The sequence below is a fragment of the Nocardia jiangsuensis genome (genome assembly GCF_042650385.1).
Classification (GTDB): domain Bacteria; phylum Actinomycetota; class Actinomycetes; order Mycobacteriales; family Mycobacteriaceae; genus Nocardia; species Nocardia jiangsuensis.
The window spans coordinates 693,957-714,627 of sequence record NZ_JBHSAX010000014.1 but is presented as its reverse complement, the minus strand read 5'-3'; the positions used below and the strand labels follow the sequence as shown (position 1 = coordinate 714,627).

Sequence of the window (20,671 nt, the reverse complement as noted above, 5' to 3'; positions counted from 1 at the left end):
CCCCCCGAACTGGGGGCGGTGAAGGCCGAATCACCCTGTTAGGGTTCGACATTCGGCGCCAGGGAGGACGCCGCTCACATCTCGGAGGGAAATTCGTCGTGCCTGTCGGCCTGCTCGTCACATCGGGGTTGCTCGATCCGCTGCTGTCCGCTCGACCAGATCCGGTCCTGCTCGCCGACGCGCTCGAGGCGCGCAAGCGCGGGGGAAGCCGCGGGAGCGGAGGCGGGGGGATCGGGGCGTTCGCCGTCGGGCTCGTCTGCCTCGGGCTGGTCGCGGCGATCGTCATCGGGTTGGTGCTGCGCAGTCGGAAGTCGGGAACCTCGAACCCGCCGGGGGCCGGGGGGCAGGTGGGCCATGGCGTCCAACCGGGTCACGGCGCGCAGCACGGGTTCGCCGGCGGACCCGGCGGTGGACAGCCCGGGTACGGCCCGCAACAGGGGTACGGAGCCGCGCCGGGTTACGGCACCGGCCCGAGTGCCCAACCCGCCTACGGTGCCCAGCCGAACTACGGCTCGCAGCCGGGTTACGGCACCGCACCCGGCGCCCAGCCGAGCTACGACTCACAGCCGGGTTACGGCACCGCACCCGGCGCCCAGCAGAGTTACGGCTCGCAGCCGGGTTATGGCACGCTACCCGGCGCGCAGCCGAACTACGGCGGCCAACCGGGTTACGGCACCGGCCCCGGTGCCCAGCCCGCCTACGGCTCCCAGCCGAGCTACGGCGCCCCGGTGCAACCGAACACCCAGGACCGCGGCCGCCCCGGCGGCCAATGGCCCCCGCACTGAGCGAAGAAAAGCACGCCCCCGCGTAAACGCCACGCGCTCCGAGCGCGATCTTGAAGCAGGCCACCGGGCCGGAACCGCACCCGCGGGCAAACCCGGCGGCTAGCCTTGATATTCGGCTCCGGGAGGAGGCCGAACCCGCCGACGAGGGGAACACCATGTATCTCGACCTGCTCACCCAGGCCCCGCTGCTCGACCCGCACATCTGGGCCAGCCCGGACGTCCTGACCTCGGTCATCGACTACGAGGCGGCCAAGAAGAAGAAGTCCCGCGGCGGCGGCCTGATCTTCGGCGGCATCTGCTGCCTGCTCGTCGTCGTGCTCATCGTGGTCGGCATCTACCTGCTCACCAAGCGCAAGAAGCAGCAGTAGCGCCGGATACGGTGGACGGGTGCAGCTCATCTTCGTCCGCCATGCCCAGCCGGTCCGCATCGTGGGCTCGCAGGCCCCCGCCGACCCGGAACTGGCCCCGCTCGGGACCGACCAGGCCGCGCGGGTGCCGGAGGCGCTGCGGCACCACCGGCGGATCACCCGGATCGTGAGCAGCCCACAGCGGCGCGCCCTGGAGACGGCGGCGCCCGCGGCGGCCGCGCTCGGGCTGGCGGTCGAGGTCTGCGACGACCTCGCCGAGTACGACCGCGACCTGCCCGCCTACATCCCGATCGAAGACGCGAAGACCGAGTTCCGCGCCGCCTACGACCGGATCAAGGCGGGCCACCTGCCGGAGCAGATCGACGGCCCCGCCTTCGCGGCAAGGGTCGCGGCGGTCGTCACCGATCTGGTGAAGGCCGCCGACCCCGCCGACACCGTGCTCGCCTTCGCGCACGGCGGCGTGGTGAACGTGACGCTGCAGGATGTGCTCGGGCTGCCCCGCCCGCTGACCTTCCCGATCGACTACTGCTCGATCACCCGGATCCTGTACTCGCGCAACGGCGATCGAACCGTCGCGACGGTGAACGAGAACGCGCACGTCTGGGATCTGCTGCCGCGCAACCTGGAGTCCTGACCCCGCACAGCAGACTGCCGGCCGCGTCGCGTCGCAACGACCACCGCGACGACCATCGGGCGCCGGATCGGTTCCGGCAGTTCCTCCCACCCACCGGCTCGACGCTCTGAGCCGAGTACGACGAAGGCCACCGCCCGAATCGGGCGATGGCCTTCGTCGTGGTTACCGAACCGTCAGGCCATGCCCGCGATCCAGTCGTGCATCCAGCGGACCGCGCTCTTGCCGCCGTCCACCCGGTAGCTGCCGTACAGGGTGTGCGCCTGCGAGCTGTAGAACCGCTCCAGATCCTTCACCCGCTGCTCGTTGGCCGACTCGCTGAGCTGGCCCTGCAGCGTCGGCACGCCGCCGTGCGCCATCAGGTCGTTGATGATGGAGCCGGCTTCCTGCTGGTAGCGGCCCATGTTGGCGACGTTGGCCTCCGAGCTCATGGCGAGGAAGCCGGCGAAGCGGGTGATGAAGTCGTCGGTCGCGGTGGCGCAGTAGAGGTCGTCCACCGCGCAGATGGTGCGGGTGCGGTCGCTGATCCAGCCGAAGCCGCCGACCCGGGGCCCGCCCGCCCCGGCGCCGCCCGCCACCGGGCCGACCTGCACGTCGGTCGGGGAGCGGCGCGGGTCGGAGATGAGCCCGACGCCCGCGATGCGTTCCGGCGGGACCACGCCGAGCCCGGTGCCGATATCGGCGGCCAGATCACCGGCCGCGTCCGCGCCCTGGCTGTAGCCGACCAGCGCGATCTGGGTGGCCCCGCAGGCCCGCGCCATATCGCCGATCAGCCCGCGAGCGGCGTTCACGGCCTCCTTCTTGGAGTTGCCGTAAACCTCGCCCTCCCACGGGAACGCGGTGGCGGAGTAGGTGACGTAGTCCACCTTCGCCGAGCGCGGCAGGTTGTTGGTGACCCCGGCCAGCATCCCCGGCCCCGGCTCCTTGTCGCGCCCCGTCTCCCAGGTGCCGGGGATCGCGACCACGTACAGGCTGGGGCAGCCGGGATCCGCGACCGCGGTCCCGGTGCCGCCGAGCACCATGCCGGAAACGAGTGCCGCGGACGCACCGAGAGCCGCGACGACCTTCTTCAACTGCATTCCGCTCCAGTTCCAAACCGTTGCCCCCGCAGGAGCGAGCCCGACAAGTTGCCGCCTCGATGCTGTACTCGACGCGTTTCAAGCCTGTGCACGGCGGGTGAACAGTTCTCACCCCGGGGTCGTTGCCACCGGACCCCATCCCAAGATCACCGGCACACCGCCGACCACAATAGAGGTACCGCCGAGACAACGCCATCCGAACCCCGGACTTGTCCGATTACCTCGATACTCCGGCCGCCCGCTGGTCCGGCGAGTGCAGGGCCGCGGTCCCGACTCGCATGGGCAGCTCCGCAAACTGTGCGATTCCTGTTGAGCTACAACGTATTCGACGGTCGCACGATCACCGATCTCGACGTCGTAGAAGTTCCGCCCGCAAACCACACCTGATCCCCGAGGTCGGTCAACACGATTCCGGTGGCACGCTTGCTGTTCCAACGCCATATCTCCCCATCGGCATCGACCCGCCCGGTCCCGGAGACGCGAAAGGCGCCTGTGGACTCCGTTGTCCACAGGCGCCCGCCTTCCCCCTGCCGGGGAAAATCGAGGTCAGCGCTGGGCGACCATGGTGGGGGTGATGGGCGCGGGCAGCGCGGTCTCGCCCTCCAGGTAGCGGTCGACGGCGGCGGCGGCCGCGCGGCCCTCGGCGATGGCCCAGACGATCAGCGACTGGCCGCGGCCCATGTCGCCGGCGACGAAGACGCCGGGGACGTTGGTGGCCCAGCCCTTGTCGCGCTGGACGTTGCCGCGCTGGTCGTAGCCGACGCCGAGATCGGTGAGGAGCCCGCCCTTGTCCGGGCCGACGAAGCCCATGGCGAGCAGCACCAGGTCGGCCTCGAGGGTGAACTCGGTGCCGTCGACCTTCTCGAAGCGGCCGTTGACCATCTTCACCTCGTGCGCCTGCAGCCCGGTGACGGTACCGTCGGCGCCGACGAAGCGCTCGGTGTTCACCGAGAAGACCCGCTCGCCGCCCTCCTCGTGGGCCGAGGAGACCCGGTACATGAGCGGGTAGGTCGGCCACGGGGTGGAGCCGGCGCGCTCCTCCGGCGGGCGCGGCATGATCTCGAACTGGTGCACCGAGGCGGCGCCCTGGCGGTGCGAGGTGCCGAGGCAGTCGGCGCCGGTGTCGCCGCCGCCGATGATGACGACCTTCTTGTCCCGCGCGTTGATCGGCGGGAGGCCGCGCTCGTCGGTGACGTCGTCGCCGAGCTGAACCCGGTTGGCCCAGGGCAGGAACTCCATGGCCTGGTGGATGCCGGCCAGCTCGCGGCCGGGGATCGGCAGGTCGCGGGCCTGGGTGGCGCCGCCGGAGAGGACGACGGCGTCGAACCGCTCGCGCAGCTCGTCGGCGGTGATGTCGACGCCGACGTTCACGCCGGTCCGGAAGATGGTGCCCTCGGCCTCCATCTGCGCCATCCGGCGGTCGATGAAGCGCTTCTCCATCTTGAATTCCGGGATGCCGTAGCGGAGCAGCCCGCCGATGCGGTCGGCGCGCTCGAACACCGTGACGGTGTGGCCCGCCCGGGTCAGCTGCTGCGCGGCGGCCATGCCCGCCGGGCCGGAGCCGACCACGGCGATCTTCTTGCCGGTGAGCCGGGTCGGGTACACCGGGGCGACCCAGCCCTCGTCGAAGGCGTTCTCGATGATCTCGACCTCGACCTGCTTGATGGTCACCGGGTCCTGGTTGATCCCGAGCACGCAGGAGGCCTCGCACGGCGCCGGGCACAGCCGCCCGGTGAACTCCGGGAAGTTGTTCGTGGCGTGCAGCCGGTCGATGGCGTCGCGCCAGTTGTCCTTGTAGACGAGGTCGTTCCAGTCGGGAATCAGGTTCCCGAGCGGACAGCCGTTGTGACAGAACGGGATACCGCAGTCCATGCAGCGGCTGGCCTGGGTGCGGAGGGTGTCGTGCGAGAAATCCTCGTACACCTCCTTCCAGTCCATCAGCCGGAGCGGAACCGGGCGCCGCTTGGGCAGCTCCCGTGCGGTGTGCTTCAGAAAACCCTGGGGGTCAGCCACGAGCGGCCTCCATAATCGCAGCGTCGACGTCCCGGCCGGCCTTCTCGGCCTCGGAGATCGCCAACAGGACCTTCTTGTATTCGCGCGGCATGACCTTCACGAAGTGGTTCACCTGCTGCGACCAATCGCCGAGAATGCGATCGGCCACCACGGAACCGGTCTGCTCGCGGTGCTCGGCGATGATGTCGCGCAGCCAGGTGAAATCGTCACCCGAGAGCTGCTCCACCGCCTCGCTCTGCTCCGGGTTCACCTTCGCGGCGAAGGTGCCGTCCGGGTCGTAGACGATGGCGACGCCGCCGGACATGCCCGCACCGAAGTTGCGCCCGGTCTCGCCGAGGATCACCACCCGGCCGCCGGTCATGTACTCGCAGGCGTGGTCACCGACGCCCTCGACCACCGCGACGGCGCCCGAGTTGCGCACCGCGAACCGCTCGCCGACCACGCCGCTGATGAACGCCTTGCCGTTGGTCGCGCCGAACAGGATCACGTTGCCCGCGATGATGTTCTCCGCGGCCACGAAGTCGGCCGGTGCGTTCGGCGAGGGCCGGACCACCAGGTGGCCGCCGGAGAGCCCCTTGCCGACGTAGTCGTTGGCATCGCCCTGCACCCGCAGCGTGATGCCCGCGGGGACGAAGGCGCCGAAGCTGTTGCCCGCGGAGCCGGTGAAGGTGATGTCGATGGTGTCGTCGGGGAGCCCGGCGCCGCCGTAGAGCTTGGTCACCTCGTGGCCGAGCATGGTGCCGACGGTGCGGTTCACGTTGGAGATCTTGGTCTCGAACTTCACCGCCTTGCCGCGCTCCAGCGCGTCCCGGCTCTGCGTGATGAGCTGCTGGTCGAGCGCCTTGTCCAGGCCGTGATCCTGGGTCTTGGTGCAGCGGCGGTCCTGGTACATGAACGCCGTCTCGACGTCGTCCAGGATCGGCGAGAGGTCGAGCTTGCTCGCCTTCCAGTGCTGCTTGGCCTTGCTGGTGTCGAGCAGGTCGACCCGGCCGATGGCCTCGTCCAGGGTGCGGAAGCCGAGCGAGGCCAGCAATTCGCGCACCTCCTCGGCGACGAAGAGGAAGAAGTTCTCGACGAACTCCGGCTTGCCGGTGAAGCGCTCGCGCAGCACCGGGTTCTGCGTGGCGACGCCGACCGGGCAGGTGTCCAGGTGGCAGACGCGCATCATGATGCAGCCGGAGACCACCAGCGGCGCGGTCGCGAAGCCGTACTCCTCGGCGCCGAGCAGCGCGCCGATCATCACATCGCGGCCGGTCTTCATCTGACCGTCCACCTGCACGACGATCCGGTCGCGCAACCCGTTGAGCAGCAGCGTCTGCTGGGTCTCGGCCAGGCCGAGCTCCCAGGGGCCGCCCGCGTGCTTGAGCGAGGTGAGCGGCGAGGCGCCGGTGCCGCCGTCGTGCCCGGAGATCAGCACCACGTCGGCGTGCGCCTTGGAGACGCCCGCGGCGACGGTGCCGACGCCGGGCTCGGCGACAAGTTTCACGTGAATCCGAGCCTGCGGGTTCGCGTTCTTCAGGTCGTGGATCAGCTGGGCCAGATCCTCGATGGAGTAGATGTCGTGGTGCGGCGGGGGCGAGATCAGCCCGACGCCGGGCGTCGAGTGCCGCACCTCGGCGACCCACGGGTACACCTTGTGCGCGGGCAGCTGGCCGCCCTCGCCCGGCTTGGCGCCCTGGGCCATCTTGATCTGGATGTCGCTGCAGTTGGTCAGGTAGTGCGCGGTCACGCCGAAGCGGCCGGAGGCCACCTGCTTGATCGCGCTGCGCCGCCAGTCGCCGTTCTCCTCGACCTCGAAGCGGGCCGGGTGCTCGCCGCCCTCGCCGGAGTTGGAGCGGCCGCCGAGCCGGTTCATGGCGATGGCAAGCGTCTCGTGCGCCTCGGCCGAGATGGAGCCGTAGCTCATCGCGCCGGTGGAGAAGCGCTTGACGATCGCGGTGGCCGGCTCGACCTCCTCGATCGGGATCGGCGAGCGCGCGCCGGTGCGGAACTGGAAGAGCCCGCGCAGCGAGGCCAGCCGCTCGGACTGGTCGTCCACCAGCTTGGTGTACTCCTTGAAGACCGAGTACTGCCCGCTGCGGGTGGCGTGCTGCAGCTTGAAGACGGTGTCCGGGTTGAACAGGTGGTACTCGCCCTCGCGGCGCCACTGGTACTCACCGCCCACCTCGAGCTCGCGGTGCGCGCGCTCGTTGCGGTTCTCCAGGAAGGCGACGCCGTGCCGCGCGGCGACGTCGGCGGCGATCTCGTCGAGGCCGATGCCGTCCAGGTGCGAGCGCAGCCCGGTGAAGTACTCGTCGACCAGCTCCTGGGACAACCCGATGACCTGGAAGAGCTGCGCGCCGTTGTACGAGGCGAGGGTGGAGATGCCCATCTTGGACATCACCTTGAGCACGCCCTTGCCCGCGCCCTTGATGTAGTTGGCGACGGCCGCGCGGTAGTCGGCCCTGATGTCGCCGGTGCTGCCGGGCATGGCGAGCGCGCCGCGCTCCAGCATGTCCTCCAGCGACTCGAAGGCCATGTACGGGTTCACCGCGCCCGCGCCGAAGCCGACGAGGGTGGCCATGTGGTGCACCTCGCGGGCGTCACCGGCCTCCACGATCAGCCCGACCATGGTGCGGGTGCGCTCGCGCACCAGGTGGTGGTGCACCGCGGCGGTGAGCAGCAGCGACGGGATCGGCGCCAGCTTCTCGTTGGACTCGCGGTCGGAGAGCACGATGATCCGCGCCCCGCCCTCGATCGCGGCCGAGACCTGGGTGTTGATCGCCTTCATCGCCTGGCGCAGCCCCTTGCCGCCCTTGGCGACCGGGTACAGCCCGCGCACGACCACCGAGCGCAGCCCGGGCTGCGAGCCGTCGTCGTTGATGTGCACCAGCTTGGCGAGCTCGTCGTTGTCCAGGATCGGGCCCTCGATGGCGATCTGCCGGCACGACTCCACGCTGGGGTGCAGCAGGTCGCCCTCGGGGCCGAGGTTGCGCTTCAGGCTGGTGACGACCTCTTCCCGGATCGCGTCCAGCGGCGGGTTGGTGACCTGCGCGAAGATCTGCGAGAAGTAGTCGAAGAGCAGCCGTGGCCGGGCGGAGAGCACCGCGATCGGGGTGTCGGTGCCCATCGAGCCGAGCGCCTCGCCGCCGGTCTTCGCCATCGGCGAGAGCAGCAGGTTCAGCTCCTCGGTGGTGTAGCCGAAGATCTGCTGCCGGATCAGCACCCGGTCGTGCGACATGTGCACGTGCGGGCGGTCGGGCAGGTCGGAGAGCTTCTTGACGCCCTCGTCCAGCCACTCCTGGTACGGGTGCTCGGCGGCCAGCGTCGCCTTGATCTCCTCGTCGCCGACGATCCGGCCCTGGGCGGTGTCGACCAGGAACATCCGGCCCGGCTGCAGCCTGACCTTCCTGACCACCTTGGACGGGTCGATGTCGAGCACGCCGACCTCGGAGGCCATCACGACGAGGCCGTCGTCGGTGACCCAGATCCGGCTGGGGCGCAGGCCGTTGCGGTCGAGCACGGCGCCGACGACCGAGCCGTCGGTGAAGCAGACCGATGCCGGGCCGTCCCACGGCTCCATCAGCATCGAGTGGTACTGGTAGAAGGCCCGGTTGGCCGGGTCCATCGTCTCGTTGCGTTCCCAGGCCTCGGGAATCATCATCAGCACGGCGTGCGGGAGGCTGCGGCCGCCGAGGTGCAGCAGCTCGAGCACCTCGTCGAAGCGGGCGGTGTCGCTGGCCCCCGGCGTACAGACCGGGAAGATCTTCTCCAGCCGGTTCTTGCCCGCCTGGTCGATGCCGAAGACCTCGCTGCGCAGCAGCGCCTCGCGCGCGCGCATCCAGTTCTCGTTGCCGGTGACGGTGTTGATCTCACCGTTGTGCGCGACCCGGCGGAACGGGTGCGCCAGCGGCCAGGAGGGGAAGGTGTTGGTGGAGAACCTGGAGTGCACGATGCCGAGCGCGCTCTCCACCCGGTCGTCCTGCAGGTCCAGGTAGAAGGCGCGCAGCTGCGGGGTGGTGAACATGCCCTTGTAGACGAAGGTCTGCCCGGACAGGCTGGGGAAGTAGACCGTCTCCCTGCCGGTCGCGCCCTCGCCCGCGCCCTGCTTGCCGAGCTCGTGCTCGACCCGCTTGCGGATGACGTAGGCCCTGCGCTCCAAATCCATGCCGGAGAGCTGCTCGGCGGCGTTCTTCGGGGAGGCGATGAAGATCTGCCGGAAGGTCGGCATGGCGTCGCGCGCGAGCGCGCCGAGCGAGCTCTCGTCGATCGGCACCTCGCGCCAGCCGATGACCTCGAGCCCCTCCTCCTTGACGATCTTCTCCACGCCGTACGCGGCCCGCGCCGCCTCGCGGCGGGCCTGCGGCAGGAAGGCGATACCGGAGGCGTAGGAGCCTTCGGCGGGCAACTCGACGCCGGCCACGGCACGGAAGAAGCGGTCGGGAAGCTGGATCAGGATGCCTGCGCCGTCGCCGGAGTTCGGCTCGGCACCCGCGGCGCCGCGGTGCTCCAGATTCAACAGAGCCGTAATAGCCTTGTCGACGATGTCGCGGCTGCGGCGGCCGTGCATGTCGACGACGAACGCGACGCCACAGGAGTCGTGCTCGTTCGCCGGATCATAGAGACCGATGGGTCCGGGTGACCGGTGGCCGGGAAGTTGCGTCATGCCTCTGCCTTCAGGAAGTAGGCGATCGAGGAGCGGGGCCATCGCAGTAGCGGCCATCTCGTTCGAACGCCTGGTCAAGACTGCGTCCGTACGTTCCGAATCCAGCCGCGCTGATGGTCTCGGCGTGCAGTCACGTCTCCAGTTGTCCACCCGCAGGGTGTTACGTGTGGGCTGCTCGGCGGTAACGAAGCGCTGGGGCGATCGCTACCTCCGTGCGGGTGGCCGCCCGCTACCTGAGCACCGACTCGGGGCTGCGGCGCGCGGGGCGGCAGGCCGGACGGTGTCCGGCGTAAGAGCAAACGATAAGTCAGGTCCGAAGCCCAACCAACTCAGATTCAATGGAAATCGGGTCTAGCTGGGCTTCTTCATGCGGTCCTCCACTTTGTACGCGTTGTCCAGTGTAAGGCAGGGCTCGCGGGCGGATCGATCCCCTGGCACCGGGTGCCAGCGACACGACGCACCCGGGTTTCGGCGGCGAAACCCGGGTGCGGAACTGAAGAAGCAGCGCCCACCTGCGTCGATACAGATTTCCCCGGCGGAGGGGAGAACAAACCAGCCGCACTGCGGCTAACTCCGGTGCGCGCTGGCTGAGACGGATATGACAGGGATGTGACAAGCGGGTGACGCGATCCGACCGTCCGGCATCTTTGTTCCGGCGCGGAGTCCGGCACACTTTCGGCTAACTCGTCGAGTGGGGTTCACCACAGACCGGGCGTCCGGTCCAGCGCCGGCACCCCGTTGGCGCTGCGGGGCAACGGCTTCCGTGTGAACTCGACCACATCGCCGCGCACCCCCTCGAAGCGTCGGCCGGATGCTGTCACTCTGTGAACGCCCCGGTCCGCCACCGACACGGAGGATGTGGAAATCCATGACCGTGACCGGACTGTTCATCCGGCTCGGCGGTGCACCGGCCGATGCCCCCGCGCTGCCGCACGAGCGCTCCGGCTACGTCACCACCGGTGTGGCCGTATTCGGATTCGCCCTGGTCGCGGGCGGTGTCACCGGCGCAGCGGCGGTTCCCGCGCTCCCGCTCGCCGGTGCCATCGCGGTCGGCGCCGCGGCCGCGGTCTTCGCCGCGCTGGTCGGGCGCGCCTGCGCCACCGCACGTCCCGGCCGCATGCCGGACCCGCTCGGTACCGCCGGGCGCGCGCTGCTCGCGGTGTCGACCGGCGTCGTCCTCGCCGAACTCGCCGCGACCGTGCTCTTCGCCGGTACCGTCGAGCGGACCCTCGACGACCGCGCGCAGGCCGCTGCGGAGTCCGGACCCGCGGTCATCGCCGCCCGCACCGAGCTGGAGCTTGCCCGCGCCGAGCGCATCGCGCTGGATGCCGCCTTGGCCACCGCGCGCGCCGATATCGACACCGCCCTCGTCACCGCGCGCTGCGAGTTCAATCCCGGCCCCGGTTGCCCGGACACCAGGATCACCGGGGTGCCCGGCGCCGGCCCCGAGGCGCGGACCGCCAACGAGTTGCTCGCCGACGCCAGGGCCCGTCTCGCCACCACCGAGCAGCGGGTACCCGCGCTGGACCAGCGAGTTCGCAGCGCCGAGCGGGAGCTGGGCACGAGTGCCGAAGCCGCTGTCACCGATCGCGGGCTCGGCGCCCGCGCCTCGGCTATGAACGAGCGCGCCGCGCTGCTCCCCCGGCTGCTCTGCCTGCTGGTCTTCGTGGCGCTGGCGCTGCTCCCGCTGCTGCTGCGGCGCTGGCGCGGCGACACCACCTTCGACCGCAGGATCGCCGCCGATCTGGTGCGCGACCGGGCCGAGCGGGAGGCGGACGCCGCCATCGCGGTGCGCCGCGCGCAGACCCGAACCGAGACCGAGCGGGTGCGGGCCGAGCAGGAGCTCACCGCCGTGCGGCTGGTCGCCGACGCCGATACCGCGATCGACCGGGAGCGCCAGCGCACCCGGGTGATCGCGGCCATCGGCGGGCTGGAGATCGGGATCACCGAGCCGTCGCCGCGGGAGGCCGGGCCCCTGCCCGGCGACCGGGAAGGCACGCCCGCGCTGCCCGCGGGGGTGACGCTCGAGCCGGTGCGCGTCACCGGCCTGCCCGCGCGCACCGACCCGGACGCCGTGCGCCTGCCCGTCCTCGGCACGGTGCCGTTCTCCGGCACCGCCGTCCGGCTCGTCCGGCCGTTCGTGCCCGGCGTCGTCGCCGATGCCATCGGCACCGCCGCCCAGCCGCTGCGGATCGCGGTGCGGGCGCTGGAGGAGATGGAGGAGGTCACCTTCACCGTCCGGCGGACTCGCGCCGTGCGGGTCGGTGCGGTCCTGGAGGGCCGGGCGGAGCATCCGGTGGTCGCCACCGTGGCACCGCCGTACGACCCGGACCCCGCCGGTCCCGGTCGGCACCCCGCTCTGCCCGAGCCGAAGGAGCCGGATGCCATCGCCCCGGCGAGGTAGGCCGCGGCTCCGGTGCACCGACCGACCCCTCCCGCCGCCCGGCGGACAAGCCCGAGCCGGGCGCGACCACGGTCTCTAGGCTGCGTCCATGACCTTCGGTGACCGATATGCCCGAGACTGACGCCGCGGTGCAGCCTGCCCCCGCCGCGCCGACGGTGGCCGGCGCACCGTGGGGCTCCCCGCTGCTCGGCACCGTCGAGGAGCCGGCCGGGCTGCGCCGGCTCCGGATCCAGGGGCTGCTCACCGTCTCCATCGTGCTCGCCAACTTCGTCGGCGTCGTCGTCTCGATCGCGCTGATCGGCTTCGTGCTGCCCGGCCCGTCGGTCTTCACCGGCGACCTGCTGCTGAGTGTGATCGCGGCGCCGGTCTACGCGCTGGTCGCGATCCTGATCGGGGTCTGGTGGGGCACCACCGGCGGGCTGCGCGCGCTGCGCTGGGCCATCGACCCGGACCACGTGCCGACCGAGGCCGAGCAGATCGCCGCCGGGCGGGTGCCGCGCACGCTGGTGCTCTACCAGGCGGCGCTCTGGCTGGGCGGGGTCACGCTGCTTACCGTGCTGGCCGGGCTCGCCGACCCGCGCTTCATCCCCAAGGTCTCGCTCGGCATCGCGTTCAGCGCGATCGTGGTGTGCGCCAACAGCTACCTGCTCATCGAGTTCGCGCTGCGGCCGGTGACCGCGCGGGTGCTGGACGCGGCGCCGACCCGCAGCAGGCGCGGCATCGGCGTCTTCGGCCGCACCCTGCTGGTCTGGATGCTCGGCTCCGGCGTCCCGGTCGCGGGCACCATGGTGGTCGCGATCCTGGCGCTGGCCAGGGACGATGTCAGCGCGGCGCGGCTCGCGGTCTGCGTGCTCTCGTTCGGTGGCGCCACCCTGGTCTTCGGGCTGGTCCTGCTGGCGCAGACGCTCTCCGCGACGGTCGCGCCGATCAACGGCGTGCGCCGCGCGCTGCGGCAGGTCGAAGACGGCAGCCTGGACGCCGCCGTCGTCGTCTACGACGGCACCGAGCTCGGCGAGCTGCAGAGCGGCTTCAACCGCATGGTCGCCGGGCTGCGCGAGCGCGAGCAGATCAGGGACCTGTTCGGCAGGCACGTCGGCCGCGACGTCGCCGCGGCGGCGCTGGAGCGCGACCCGGTGCTCGGCGGCATGGAGACCGACGCCGCCACGCTCTTCATCGACATCGTCGGCTCCACCGCCATGGCCGCGAGCAGGCCTGCGCCGGAGATCGTCGCCATACTCAACCGCTTCTTCGCCGTGGTCGTGGCCGAGGTCGAGCGCCACGGCGGGCTGCTCAACAAGTTCGAGGGCGATGCCGCGCTCGCGGTCTTCGGCACCCCGGCGCCGCTCGCCGACGCGGCGGGGTCGGCGCTGGCCTGTGCCCGCGCCATCCGCGAAAGGCTGGTCGGCGCGAGCGATTTCACCGCCGCCATCGGGGTCGCGGCCGGGCGGGTGGTCGCGGGCAATGTCGGCGCGCGGCAGCGCTACGAGTTCACCGTGATCGGCGACGCGGTGAACCAGGCGGCCCGGCTCTGCGAACTCGCCAAGCGCGAGCCGCTGCTGGTCCTCAGCTCGGAGAGCACGGTGCGCGCCGCCGACCCGGCCGAGGGCGCGCACTGGGAACTCGGCGAATCGGTGACACTGCGCGGGCGTCCGGAGCCGACGCGGCTGGCCCGCCCGTCCGGTTAGACTCGCCGCGTGTCACCTGCCGCTGCCCCGGCCGGTGCCGTCGGGGTGGGAGGTGATCCGGTACCAGGCTCCCCTGGCACGACGGTCCCGGTGCGCCCGCTCAGCTTCCGCGAACAGCTCGACGAGCCGTTCGCGCTGATCCAGGCGAACGTCGTCGCGCTCGCGGTGCTCACCGGCGCCGGGATCGCGCTGGCCGAGACGCTGGTCTTCGGGGTGACGGCGCTCTGCTCCGAGCTGAGCGGCGGGTCGGACGCCGGTATCGCGTGGGGGGCCGTGCTCGGTAGCGCGCTCGCGATCCTGCTGCTGCGCTTCCTGATCCGGGGCTGCACCGTCGCGCTCGGTCTGGCGACGCTCTCCGGCGATCGGCCGGGACCGGTTGCCGCGCTGGCGGCACTGCGCCCCCGGCTCGGTGGGCTGCTGCGCTTCCAGCTCTGGTTCACCGGCGTCGGCGTACTGGTCGGCGGGGTCGTGGTGCCGCTGACCGGAGGGGCGGGCGTGCTGTGGCTCGCCTACCTGCGCGCGCGGTACTACCTGGTGATCCCGCTGCTGCTCGGGGAGCGGCTGCCCTACGGGGCGGCCGTCGCCCGCTCCCGGCTGCTTGCCGACCGCGCGAGCTGGTCGCTGGCCTGGCTCTGGATCTGCCGGATGCTGCTGCTCACCGTGCTCGCGGTGCCGCTGTTCGCCATCCCGCTCTACCTCTCCGACTACACCGGCACGCGCCGCTGGGCGGTGATCCTGCTGATCACCGGCGGTGTGCTGGTGATCGCCGCGATCGGCGAGCTGATCGACGCCGCGGGCCGGGTCGTCTGCTACGTCGACCGGCGCTGCCGCCGCGAGGGATTGGACATCGTTGTCACCGGCGGTGCCCGGTGAGCCCCGACCTGAGCAAGCGCGGCCCGGAGACGCCCGCCGCCCCCCGGCTCGGCCCCGCGGCCGAGCACCGGGCCGCGTCGGAGGCGGCGGCGGCGCGCCGCGACTACGACACCGCGCTGCGCGAGCGCTTCCGCGCGGTACTGCGCGGCCTGGAGCAGAACGGCACGCTCGAGGTCCGCCGCTCGCGCACCGCGCAGGAGACCGCGGACGACGCCTCCACCACGCTCCCCCTGGAATCCGCTACCCCGCTGCACCCGGCGGCCGGTTCATTCGACGAGGTCGTCTACGGCGGTAGGCACGCCACCGAGGACGAGTACCGCAGGCTCGAGTACGCCGATCGCTACTCCGCGGGCGCACCGGCCCCGGCCCCGGAGCTCGAGGAGCGCCCCGAGGTGGAGAGCCAGGGGCGCAAACGCCGCCGCGCCCGGCCGGAACTGCCGCAGCTGTTGCGCAACCCGCGATTCTGGGGAATGCTCGCCGCCGCGATCGCCAGCGGCTTCCTGCTCTACGCCCTGCTCCAGGGCTGCGGCGCCCCCTCGGCCCCGCCGCAACCGCCACCGCCCGAGCTGCCGCCACCGCCACCCGACTACCCGGACGACATCGACTTCCCCGGTTTCGGCCCTGGCTCGGACTCCATCTTCAGCCGTCTCCCCGCCCCGCTCGCCTTCGGCGGGCTGCAGCTGCTCATCGCCGCGGCGGTGCTGGTCTGGTGGCGGGCCCGGCGGCGCGGCGCGCTGGTCGGCGAGCCGCGCCCGATCGAGGTGCGGGCCGACGAGCTGCTCGCCGGGCAGGCCGCGCTGTACCGCCGCTCCGGCGACCACGAGCACATCGCGGCCACGCTGCGCCGCGCCACCCTGCGCCGGGTCCGGCCGCGGCTCGGACTGCACCCCCAGGACGGGCCGGAGCGGGTGGTCGCGGTGCTCGCCACCCGGCTGCGCGTCGAGCCCGCGCTGCTGCACGGCGTGCTCTACGGCCCGGTGCCGGATGCCGACACCATCGACCACGTCGCCACCCACCTTGATCTGATCGAAGCGGAGGTCGGATGACCAGCACGGACACCACGCACACCCCCACCGCGGCGGACGCGCACGCCGCGTTCACCGCGCTGCGCGCCGAGATCGGGAAGGCGGTGGTCGGCAACGACGACGCCGTCATGTACCTGGTGCTCGCCCTGCTCTGCCGTGGGCACGTGCTGCTCGAGGGGGTCCCCGGCGTGGCGAAGACGCTGCTGGTCCGGGCGCTGGCCACCGCGCTCGACCTGACGCACACCCGGGTGCAGTTCACCCCCGACCTGATGCCGGGCGACGTCACCGGGTCGCAGATCTACGACCCGCACTCGGCCGAGTTCACCTTCCGGCAGGGCCCGGTCTTCACCAACCTGCTGCTCGCCGACGAGATCAACCGCACCCCGCCGAAGACCCAGTCCTCGCTGCTGGAGTCGATGGAGGAGCGGCAGGTGTCAGTGGACGGGACGCCGCGGCCGCTGCCCGACCCGTTCGTCGTGGTCGCCACGCAGAACCCGATCGAGCAGGAGGGCACCTACCCGCTGCCGGAGGCGCAGCTCGACCGCTTCCTGTTCAAGGTCGACATCCTGCTGCCCGGCCGCGACGACGAGTTCCGCATCCTGCACCGGCACGCGAGCGGCTTCGACCCGCGCGATCTGAACGCCGCCGGGCTGCGCCCGGTGGCAGGCGCCGCGCACGTGGCCGCGGGGCGCGCCGCGATCGCCCGGGTGACGCTCGCCCCCGAGGTGCTCGCCTACATCGTCGATCTGTGCCGGGCCACCAGGACCGCGCCCGCCGTGCAGCACGGCGCCTCCACCCGCGGTGCCACCGCGCTGATGGCGGCGGCCCGCGCCTTCGCCTGGCTGAACGGCCGCGGCTTCGTCACCCCGGACGACGTCAAGGTGGTCGCCGTCGCGGTGCTGCGGCACCGGCTGCAGCTGAAGCCGGAGGCCGAGCTGGACGGCGCGAGCACCGAGGCGGTGATGGCGGCGCTGCTGCACGCCGTCCCGGTCCCGGTCTAGCCGATGGTCGTCACCGGCCGAGCGGCGGCCGCGGCGGCGGTGCTCGGGCTGCTCGTCGCGCTGGTGCTTCCCTCCTGGATCGGCGTCGTCGGCGCCACCGCGGCGCTGGCCTTCGCGGTGCTGGCCGACGTGCTCGCGCTGCCGCGGCGCGACGAGCTGACGCTGCGCCGGGCGCCGATCACCACGGTCCGGCTCGGCCGGGAGGCGAGCGTCGAGCTCGTCGTCACCAATACCGGTGGCCGCGCGGCACGCGGCACGCTCTGGGACGACTGGCCGGACAGCGCGCGCGCCACCGGCCGCGAACACCAGCTCGAGCTGCCCGCCGGCACCACCACCCGGCTGCACACCACGCTCACCCCCACCTACCGCGGCGACCGCGCCGCCGGGCCGGTCACGGTGCGGCTGCGCGGGCCGCTGGGCCTCGCAGGCAGGCAGTTCCGCTACGCGGCCGCGGCGCGGGTGCGGGCGCTGCCCGCCTTCCGGGCGGAACAGCTGCTGCGCTCGGCGGTCAAGCGACTGCAGCACCTCGAAGGCCGCAATGTCGCGAACATGCGTGGCCAGGGGACCGAGTTCGACTCCTTCCGGGAGTACGTGGCCGGGGACGACGTGCGCGCCATCGACTGGCGTGCCACCGCCCGCGCCACCGACGTGGTCGTCCGCACCTGGCGGCCGGAGCGCAACCGGCACGTCGTGCTGCTCATGGACACCGGGCGGCAGGCCGCGGGGCGGGTCGGCGAGGGAACGAGGCTGGATGCCGCCATCGAGGCGGCGCTGCTGCTCGGCGGGCTGGCCGCGGCGGCCGGCGACACCGTCGACCTGCTCGCCTTCGACCGCGAGGTGCGCGCCGAGGTGCGCGGGGTCACCGGGAACAAGCTGCAGCAGCGGCTGCTGCACGCCACCGCGGGGATCACCCCCGCGCTGGTGGAGACCGACTGCGCCGGGCTGGTGCGCGCCGCCATCCGGCGCAGCAGGCGGCGCAGCCTGATGGTGCTGTTCACCGCGCTGGACGGCGCCGCCGTCCGGGAGAACCTGCTTCCGGTGCTCCCGGTGCTCGCCCGCAGGCACCGGGTGCTGCTGGTCTCGGTGACCGATCCGGAGGTCGCCGCCGCGGTCGCCGGCCGCGGCGCCGATCCGTACGCCGCGGCAGCCGCCGAGCAGGTGCTGGCGGAGCGCGCCGTCGTCACCGAGGCGCTGCGGCGCGGTGGCTACGCCGTCGTCGCGGCCGGGCCGGAGCGGCTCCCCGAGGCGCTCGCCGACGAGTACCTGGAGCTCAAGCAGTCCGGGACGCTGTAGGGGCTCAGCCCGCCTGCGGCGGCAGGAAACCGTTCCCGCGGTATGGGGGCGCCGCGGGCCCGAATCCGTTTCCGGCCCCCGGAACCAGCACCGGCCCGCGCAGGGCAGGCAGCGCCCGGCGCTGCCGCTCGGCGACGACGGCGCCGAGGATCTGCACCGGCGGAAGCTCCCCCGGCGCGGGGACGCCGAGCGCGGCGCAGACCGCGCGCACCAGCGCGACCCCGAGTTCATGCGCGGCGGCGGGGGTGAGATCGGGCAGCCGGGTGAGGTAGCGGCGCACGGAGAGCGCCAGATCGTCCGGTAGCGCGGTCGGGTCGGTGCGCGCTACCCACTCGGCCAGCCACGGCGGCGGCACCGCGAGCGCGGGCAGCGGCAACCGCCGCTGCGCGTGCACGACGACGGTACCGGCCAGCACATCCCCGACCCGCCGCGCGTTCGGCGAGCAGAGCGAGGTGACCACCGCGACCGCCCCGAAGACCCCGAGCAGCCAGAAGTCGACGATGGCCCCGGCCAGCCCGCGGGTCAGCGTGTGCCGCAGGTCGACCGGCCCGCCGTCGGCTCGCACCACCCGCAGCCCGAGCACGAACTTGCCGGGGGTGCGGCCGGTGGTCAGCGTCTCCCAGAGCACCGGGTAGCCGATCAGGACGCCGACGATCAGCACGACGACGAGTGCTTCGAACCAGGCGGAGTCGAGGTCGTACCTGGTGCCGAGCACCAGCAGCCCGCCCGCGGCGATGAGCGCGAGCACGACTTGGAGCACCACGTCGACGAGAAACGCGGTGGCGCGGGTGGGGATGCGGGCGATCGGCAGTTCGAGCGCGACCGCTTCGCCCGTGGTGAAGGCAGCCATGTCGCCTAGCATTCTTGCTACCGGCGGGAGTGGGAGGCAACCGAATGGACGTCGACGCGTACGGCTACACCCATCGCCGGTCCTGGGCCCGGCTCGACGAGCTGGCCACCAAACGCCGCCTGACCGGCCAGGAGGTGGACGAACTGCTCGCCCGGTACCGCCTCACCTCGCAGCAGCTGGCCCGGCTGCAGCAGCACAGCCCCGACCCCGAACTGGTCGCCGGGCTGAGCGCGGTACTGACCAGGGCCCGGGTCCGGGTGCTGCGCACCCGCTCGGACAACTGGTCGCAGTTCGGCCGCTTCTTCACGCACCGCTTCCCCGCCGCGGTCTACCGCGCGTGGCCGTGGTGGGTCGCGGTGACGCTGCTCTTCCTCGCCGTCGCGACGGGCGTGGCCGGCTGGGTGGCCGGGTCCGGCTCCGCGCGCTCGGCGCTCGGCCTGCCCGCGGACACCTCGCACCTCACCGAGGCGGGCGGCGCTTTCGAGTCGTACTACTCCGAGCACCCGAACGACGCCTTCGCGGCCCAGGTGTGGACCAACAATGCCCTGGTTGCCGCGGTCGCGCTCTTCACCGGTGCGCTCATCCTGCCCGCGGTCTACGTGCTGGTGATGAATGCGGTGAACGTGGGGGTGAGCGCCGGGCTGATGGCCGACGCGGGCAGGCTGGACGCCTTCTTCGGCTTCATCCTGCCGCACGGCATGCTCGAGCTGACCGCGGTCTTCGTGGCGGGCGGCGCCGGGCTGAAGCTGGGCTGGACCATCATCGACCCGGGCAGGCTGAGCCGGATCGAGGCCGCCGCCAGGCAGGGAAGGGCCACCGCGGCGATCGCGCTCGGGCTGGTGGTGGTGCTGCTCGTCTCCGGCCTGCTGGAGGGGTTCGTGACGCCGAGCGGCTGGCCGGCCCCGATCCGGATCGGGGTGGGGCTGGCCGCCGAGATCGCCTTTCTCGCCTACGTCTTCGGCCCGGGCCGCAGGGCGGCGGCGGAGGCCGACCGGAAAGCGCTCGCGCGCTGAGGAACTCGTTTCCGAATCCGCATCCAGCACACCTCGCGACACCATCCCGCGAACCGAATACCGCAACCCAGCCAACTTCGAGCAGCCATACCGGTGAACGAGGTGGAGAGCGAGGGTGCGAGGAGGGCTACCACGGGGCCGGAAAGCGGTCTGCACCGAGGTTCTCGTCGGGATGAATTCCCTACTCCCCCATTGAGTTCCGCTGGCCGCAGCGAGTCGCCGCTCAACTGCGGCCAGCGTTACCGACAACTCTACACAGTCGTTATCGGGACGCAACCCTCTCCTTCGAGGTCAGCAGGGGTGCGGCAGCCCCTCGGCAACCCCCGCGAGCGACCCGTTTCTTCGCATCGATGGCTAAGCCCGACGACCCCCGGGACCTCCGTTTCGGAACCCCGCCGCCGAGCCTCGCGGAGCGCCCGCCCCCACTTCCCGGGGCGCTCCGCGGCCGTTTGCGGACCCGGACCGAAGGAATCGGAATGTTTCCATGCCACCTAGCTTCACCAGGGGTTTTCCGGAAGTTCACGGAGATAGCCATCGGTTGGACACGCAGAAAAAAACCTCAGGTTGGTTCCACCTGCAATTCACTACATGCCGCGTCCACGTCGGCACATACAGATGTACTTGCATTTGTGCGATCGCCATTTTCACCGCCTGTGAAACACCCCGAGAGACCCCCTCCGGAGGGGCTCCTGAGCACCACCACCGCAACCCGAAATCGCAGTGTGATCTTCGCCTCATCCAGACCTCGACCTGCGGAAACGATATGAACCGTCGTTAACGCGAACGATTGACGGACGCCGGGGTGGACATCCTGTGAGATTCAGGGGCCACCGGGCAGCCTCACGATCGCTCACAGTTAGCGAGCATCGGCATATCGGTCTGCCATGGCCCAAGATCTAGCAGTTCAGAGCCGCACAACCCCCGGTAACCACGCGATTCTGCCCGCATAACAGACCCGAAGTCCGGTTATGCGGGCAGAAATCAAGATCAGCTTCTGGTACCCCGC

Annotated in this window: 14 protein-coding genes; 10 read left to right on the top strand and 4 right to left on the bottom strand. The window is 71.6% G+C overall.

Features of this window, described 5'->3' with window-relative positions:
• Window positions 1-98 precede the first annotated feature (98 nt).
• The 3 genes from ACFO0B_RS17635 to ACFO0B_RS17625 all read left to right on the top strand — a co-directional run bounded on the left by ACFO0B_RS17635 (window position 99) and on the right by ACFO0B_RS17625 (window position 1,787).
• Window positions 99-785 (top strand): hypothetical protein, encoded by a 687-nt coding sequence (locus tag ACFO0B_RS17635; RefSeq protein WP_378613553.1) that lies wholly within the window; start codon window positions 99-101, stop codon window positions 783-785.
• 155 nt (window positions 786-940) lie between these two features.
• Window positions 941-1,153: a hypothetical protein gene (locus tag ACFO0B_RS17630; protein WP_378613552.1), complete on the top strand. Its 213-nt coding sequence runs from the start codon at window positions 941-943 to the stop codon at window positions 1,151-1,153.
• Window positions 1,154-1,172: 19 nt separating this feature from the next.
• Complete coding sequence (locus tag ACFO0B_RS17625) at window positions 1,173-1,787, top strand: histidine phosphatase family protein (RefSeq protein WP_378613551.1); 615 nt, start codon at window positions 1,173-1,175, stop codon at window positions 1,785-1,787.
• A 173-nt stretch (window positions 1,788-1,960) separates the two neighbouring features.
• Here the strand turns inward: ACFO0B_RS17625 and ACFO0B_RS17620 are convergent, their stop codons facing one another.
• From ACFO0B_RS17620 to gltB, 3 genes are all read right to left on the bottom strand, one after another.
• A complete protein-coding gene (locus ACFO0B_RS17620; protein ID WP_378613550.1) occupies window positions 1,961-2,863 on the bottom strand; it encodes a cutinase family protein in 903 nt (300 codons plus the stop codon).
• Between the two features lie 546 nt (window positions 2,864-3,409).
• The gene (locus tag ACFO0B_RS17615) at window positions 3,410-4,876 is read right to left on the bottom strand and encodes a glutamate synthase subunit beta (RefSeq protein WP_378613549.1); all 1,467 of its coding nucleotides are present in this window, start codon (window positions 4,874-4,876) and stop codon (window positions 3,410-3,412) included.
• Complete coding sequence (gene gltB / locus ACFO0B_RS17610) at window positions 4,869-9,521, bottom strand: glutamate synthase large subunit (protein ID WP_378613548.1); 4,653 nt, start codon at window positions 9,519-9,521, stop codon at window positions 4,869-4,871. Before gltB ends, ACFO0B_RS17615 begins: the two co-directional genes overlap by 8 nt.
• An 868-nt stretch (window positions 9,522-10,389) precedes the next feature.
• On the opposite strand from gltB, the gene ACFO0B_RS17605 reads away from it, so the two are divergent.
• The 6 genes from ACFO0B_RS17605 (at window position 10,390) to ACFO0B_RS17580 (ending at window position 17,802) form a co-directional block, all read left to right on the top strand.
• The gene (locus ACFO0B_RS17605) at window positions 10,390-11,925 is read left to right on the top strand and encodes a DUF4407 domain-containing protein (RefSeq protein ID WP_378613547.1); all 1,536 of its coding nucleotides are present in this window, start codon (window positions 10,390-10,392) and stop codon (window positions 11,923-11,925) included.
• Between the two features lie 107 nt (window positions 11,926-12,032).
• On the top strand, window positions 12,033-13,610 hold the full coding sequence (locus ACFO0B_RS17600) for an adenylate/guanylate cyclase domain-containing protein (protein WP_378613546.1): 1,578 nt from the start codon (window positions 12,033-12,035) through the stop codon (window positions 13,608-13,610).
• A gap of 9 nt (window positions 13,611-13,619) precedes the next feature.
• A complete protein-coding gene (locus ACFO0B_RS17595) occupies window positions 13,620-14,483 on the top strand; it encodes a hypothetical protein (protein ID WP_378613545.1) in 864 nt (287 codons plus the stop codon).
• Window positions 14,480-15,529: a DUF4129 domain-containing protein gene (locus ACFO0B_RS17590; RefSeq protein WP_378613544.1), complete on the top strand. Its 1,050-nt coding sequence runs from the start codon at window positions 14,480-14,482 to the stop codon at window positions 15,527-15,529. Before ACFO0B_RS17595 ends, ACFO0B_RS17590 begins: the two co-directional genes overlap by 4 nt.
• Window positions 15,526-16,509: an AAA family ATPase gene (locus ACFO0B_RS17585; RefSeq protein ID WP_378613543.1), complete on the top strand. Its 984-nt coding sequence runs from the start codon at window positions 15,526-15,528 to the stop codon at window positions 16,507-16,509. Before ACFO0B_RS17590 ends, ACFO0B_RS17585 begins: the two co-directional genes overlap by 4 nt.
• Window positions 16,510-16,512: 3 nt before the next feature.
• Complete coding sequence (locus tag ACFO0B_RS17580; RefSeq protein ID WP_378613542.1) at window positions 16,513-17,802, top strand: DUF58 domain-containing protein; 1,290 nt, start codon at window positions 16,513-16,515, stop codon at window positions 17,800-17,802.
• A 4-nt stretch (window positions 17,803-17,806) separates the two neighbouring features.
• Here ACFO0B_RS17580 and ACFO0B_RS17575 read toward each other — a convergent pair whose 3' ends face one another.
• Complete coding sequence (locus tag ACFO0B_RS17575; RefSeq protein WP_378613541.1) at window positions 17,807-18,652, bottom strand: RDD family protein; 846 nt, start codon at window positions 18,650-18,652, stop codon at window positions 17,807-17,809.
• Window positions 18,653-18,696: 44 nt separating this feature from the next.
• Here ACFO0B_RS17575 and ACFO0B_RS17570 point away from each other — a divergent pair, with 44 nt between their 5' ends.
• Window positions 18,697-19,665, top strand: a complete 969-nt coding sequence (locus ACFO0B_RS17570; protein WP_378613540.1) for a stage II sporulation protein M — start codon at window positions 18,697-18,699, stop codon at window positions 19,663-19,665.
• The last annotated feature ends 1,006 nt before the right edge of the window (window positions 19,666-20,671 follow it).

What these genes read in the sequence shown, in the direction of transcription:
- ACFO0B_RS17630 (WP_378613552.1), top strand. Translation starts at nt 941, where the DNA reads ATGTATCTCGACCTGCTCACCCAGGCCCCGCTGCTCGACCCGCACATC.
- ACFO0B_RS17620 (WP_378613550.1), bottom strand. Translation starts at nt 2,863, where the DNA reads ATGCAGTTGAAGAAGGTCGTCGCGGCTCTCGGTGCGTCCGCGGCACTC.
- gltB (WP_378613548.1), bottom strand. Translation starts at nt 9,521, where the DNA reads ATGACGCAACTTCCCGGCCACCGGTCACCCGGACCCATCGGTCTCTAT.
- ACFO0B_RS17605 (WP_378613547.1), top strand. Translation starts at nt 10,390, where the DNA reads ATGACCGTGACCGGACTGTTCATCCGGCTCGGCGGTGCACCGGCCGAT.
- ACFO0B_RS17600 (WP_378613546.1), top strand. Translation starts at nt 12,033, where the DNA reads ATGCCCGAGACTGACGCCGCGGTGCAGCCTGCCCCCGCCGCGCCGACG.
- ACFO0B_RS17585 (WP_378613543.1), top strand. Translation starts at nt 15,526, where the DNA reads ATGACCAGCACGGACACCACGCACACCCCCACCGCGGCGGACGCGCAC.
- ACFO0B_RS17580 (WP_378613542.1), top strand. Translation starts at nt 16,513, where the DNA reads ATGGTCGTCACCGGCCGAGCGGCGGCCGCGGCGGCGGTGCTCGGGCTG.
- ACFO0B_RS17575 (WP_378613541.1), bottom strand. Translation starts at nt 18,652, where the DNA reads ATGGCTGCCTTCACCACGGGCGAAGCGGTCGCGCTCGAACTGCCGATC.
- ACFO0B_RS17570 (WP_378613540.1), top strand. Translation starts at nt 18,697, where the DNA reads ATGGACGTCGACGCGTACGGCTACACCCATCGCCGGTCCTGGGCCCGG.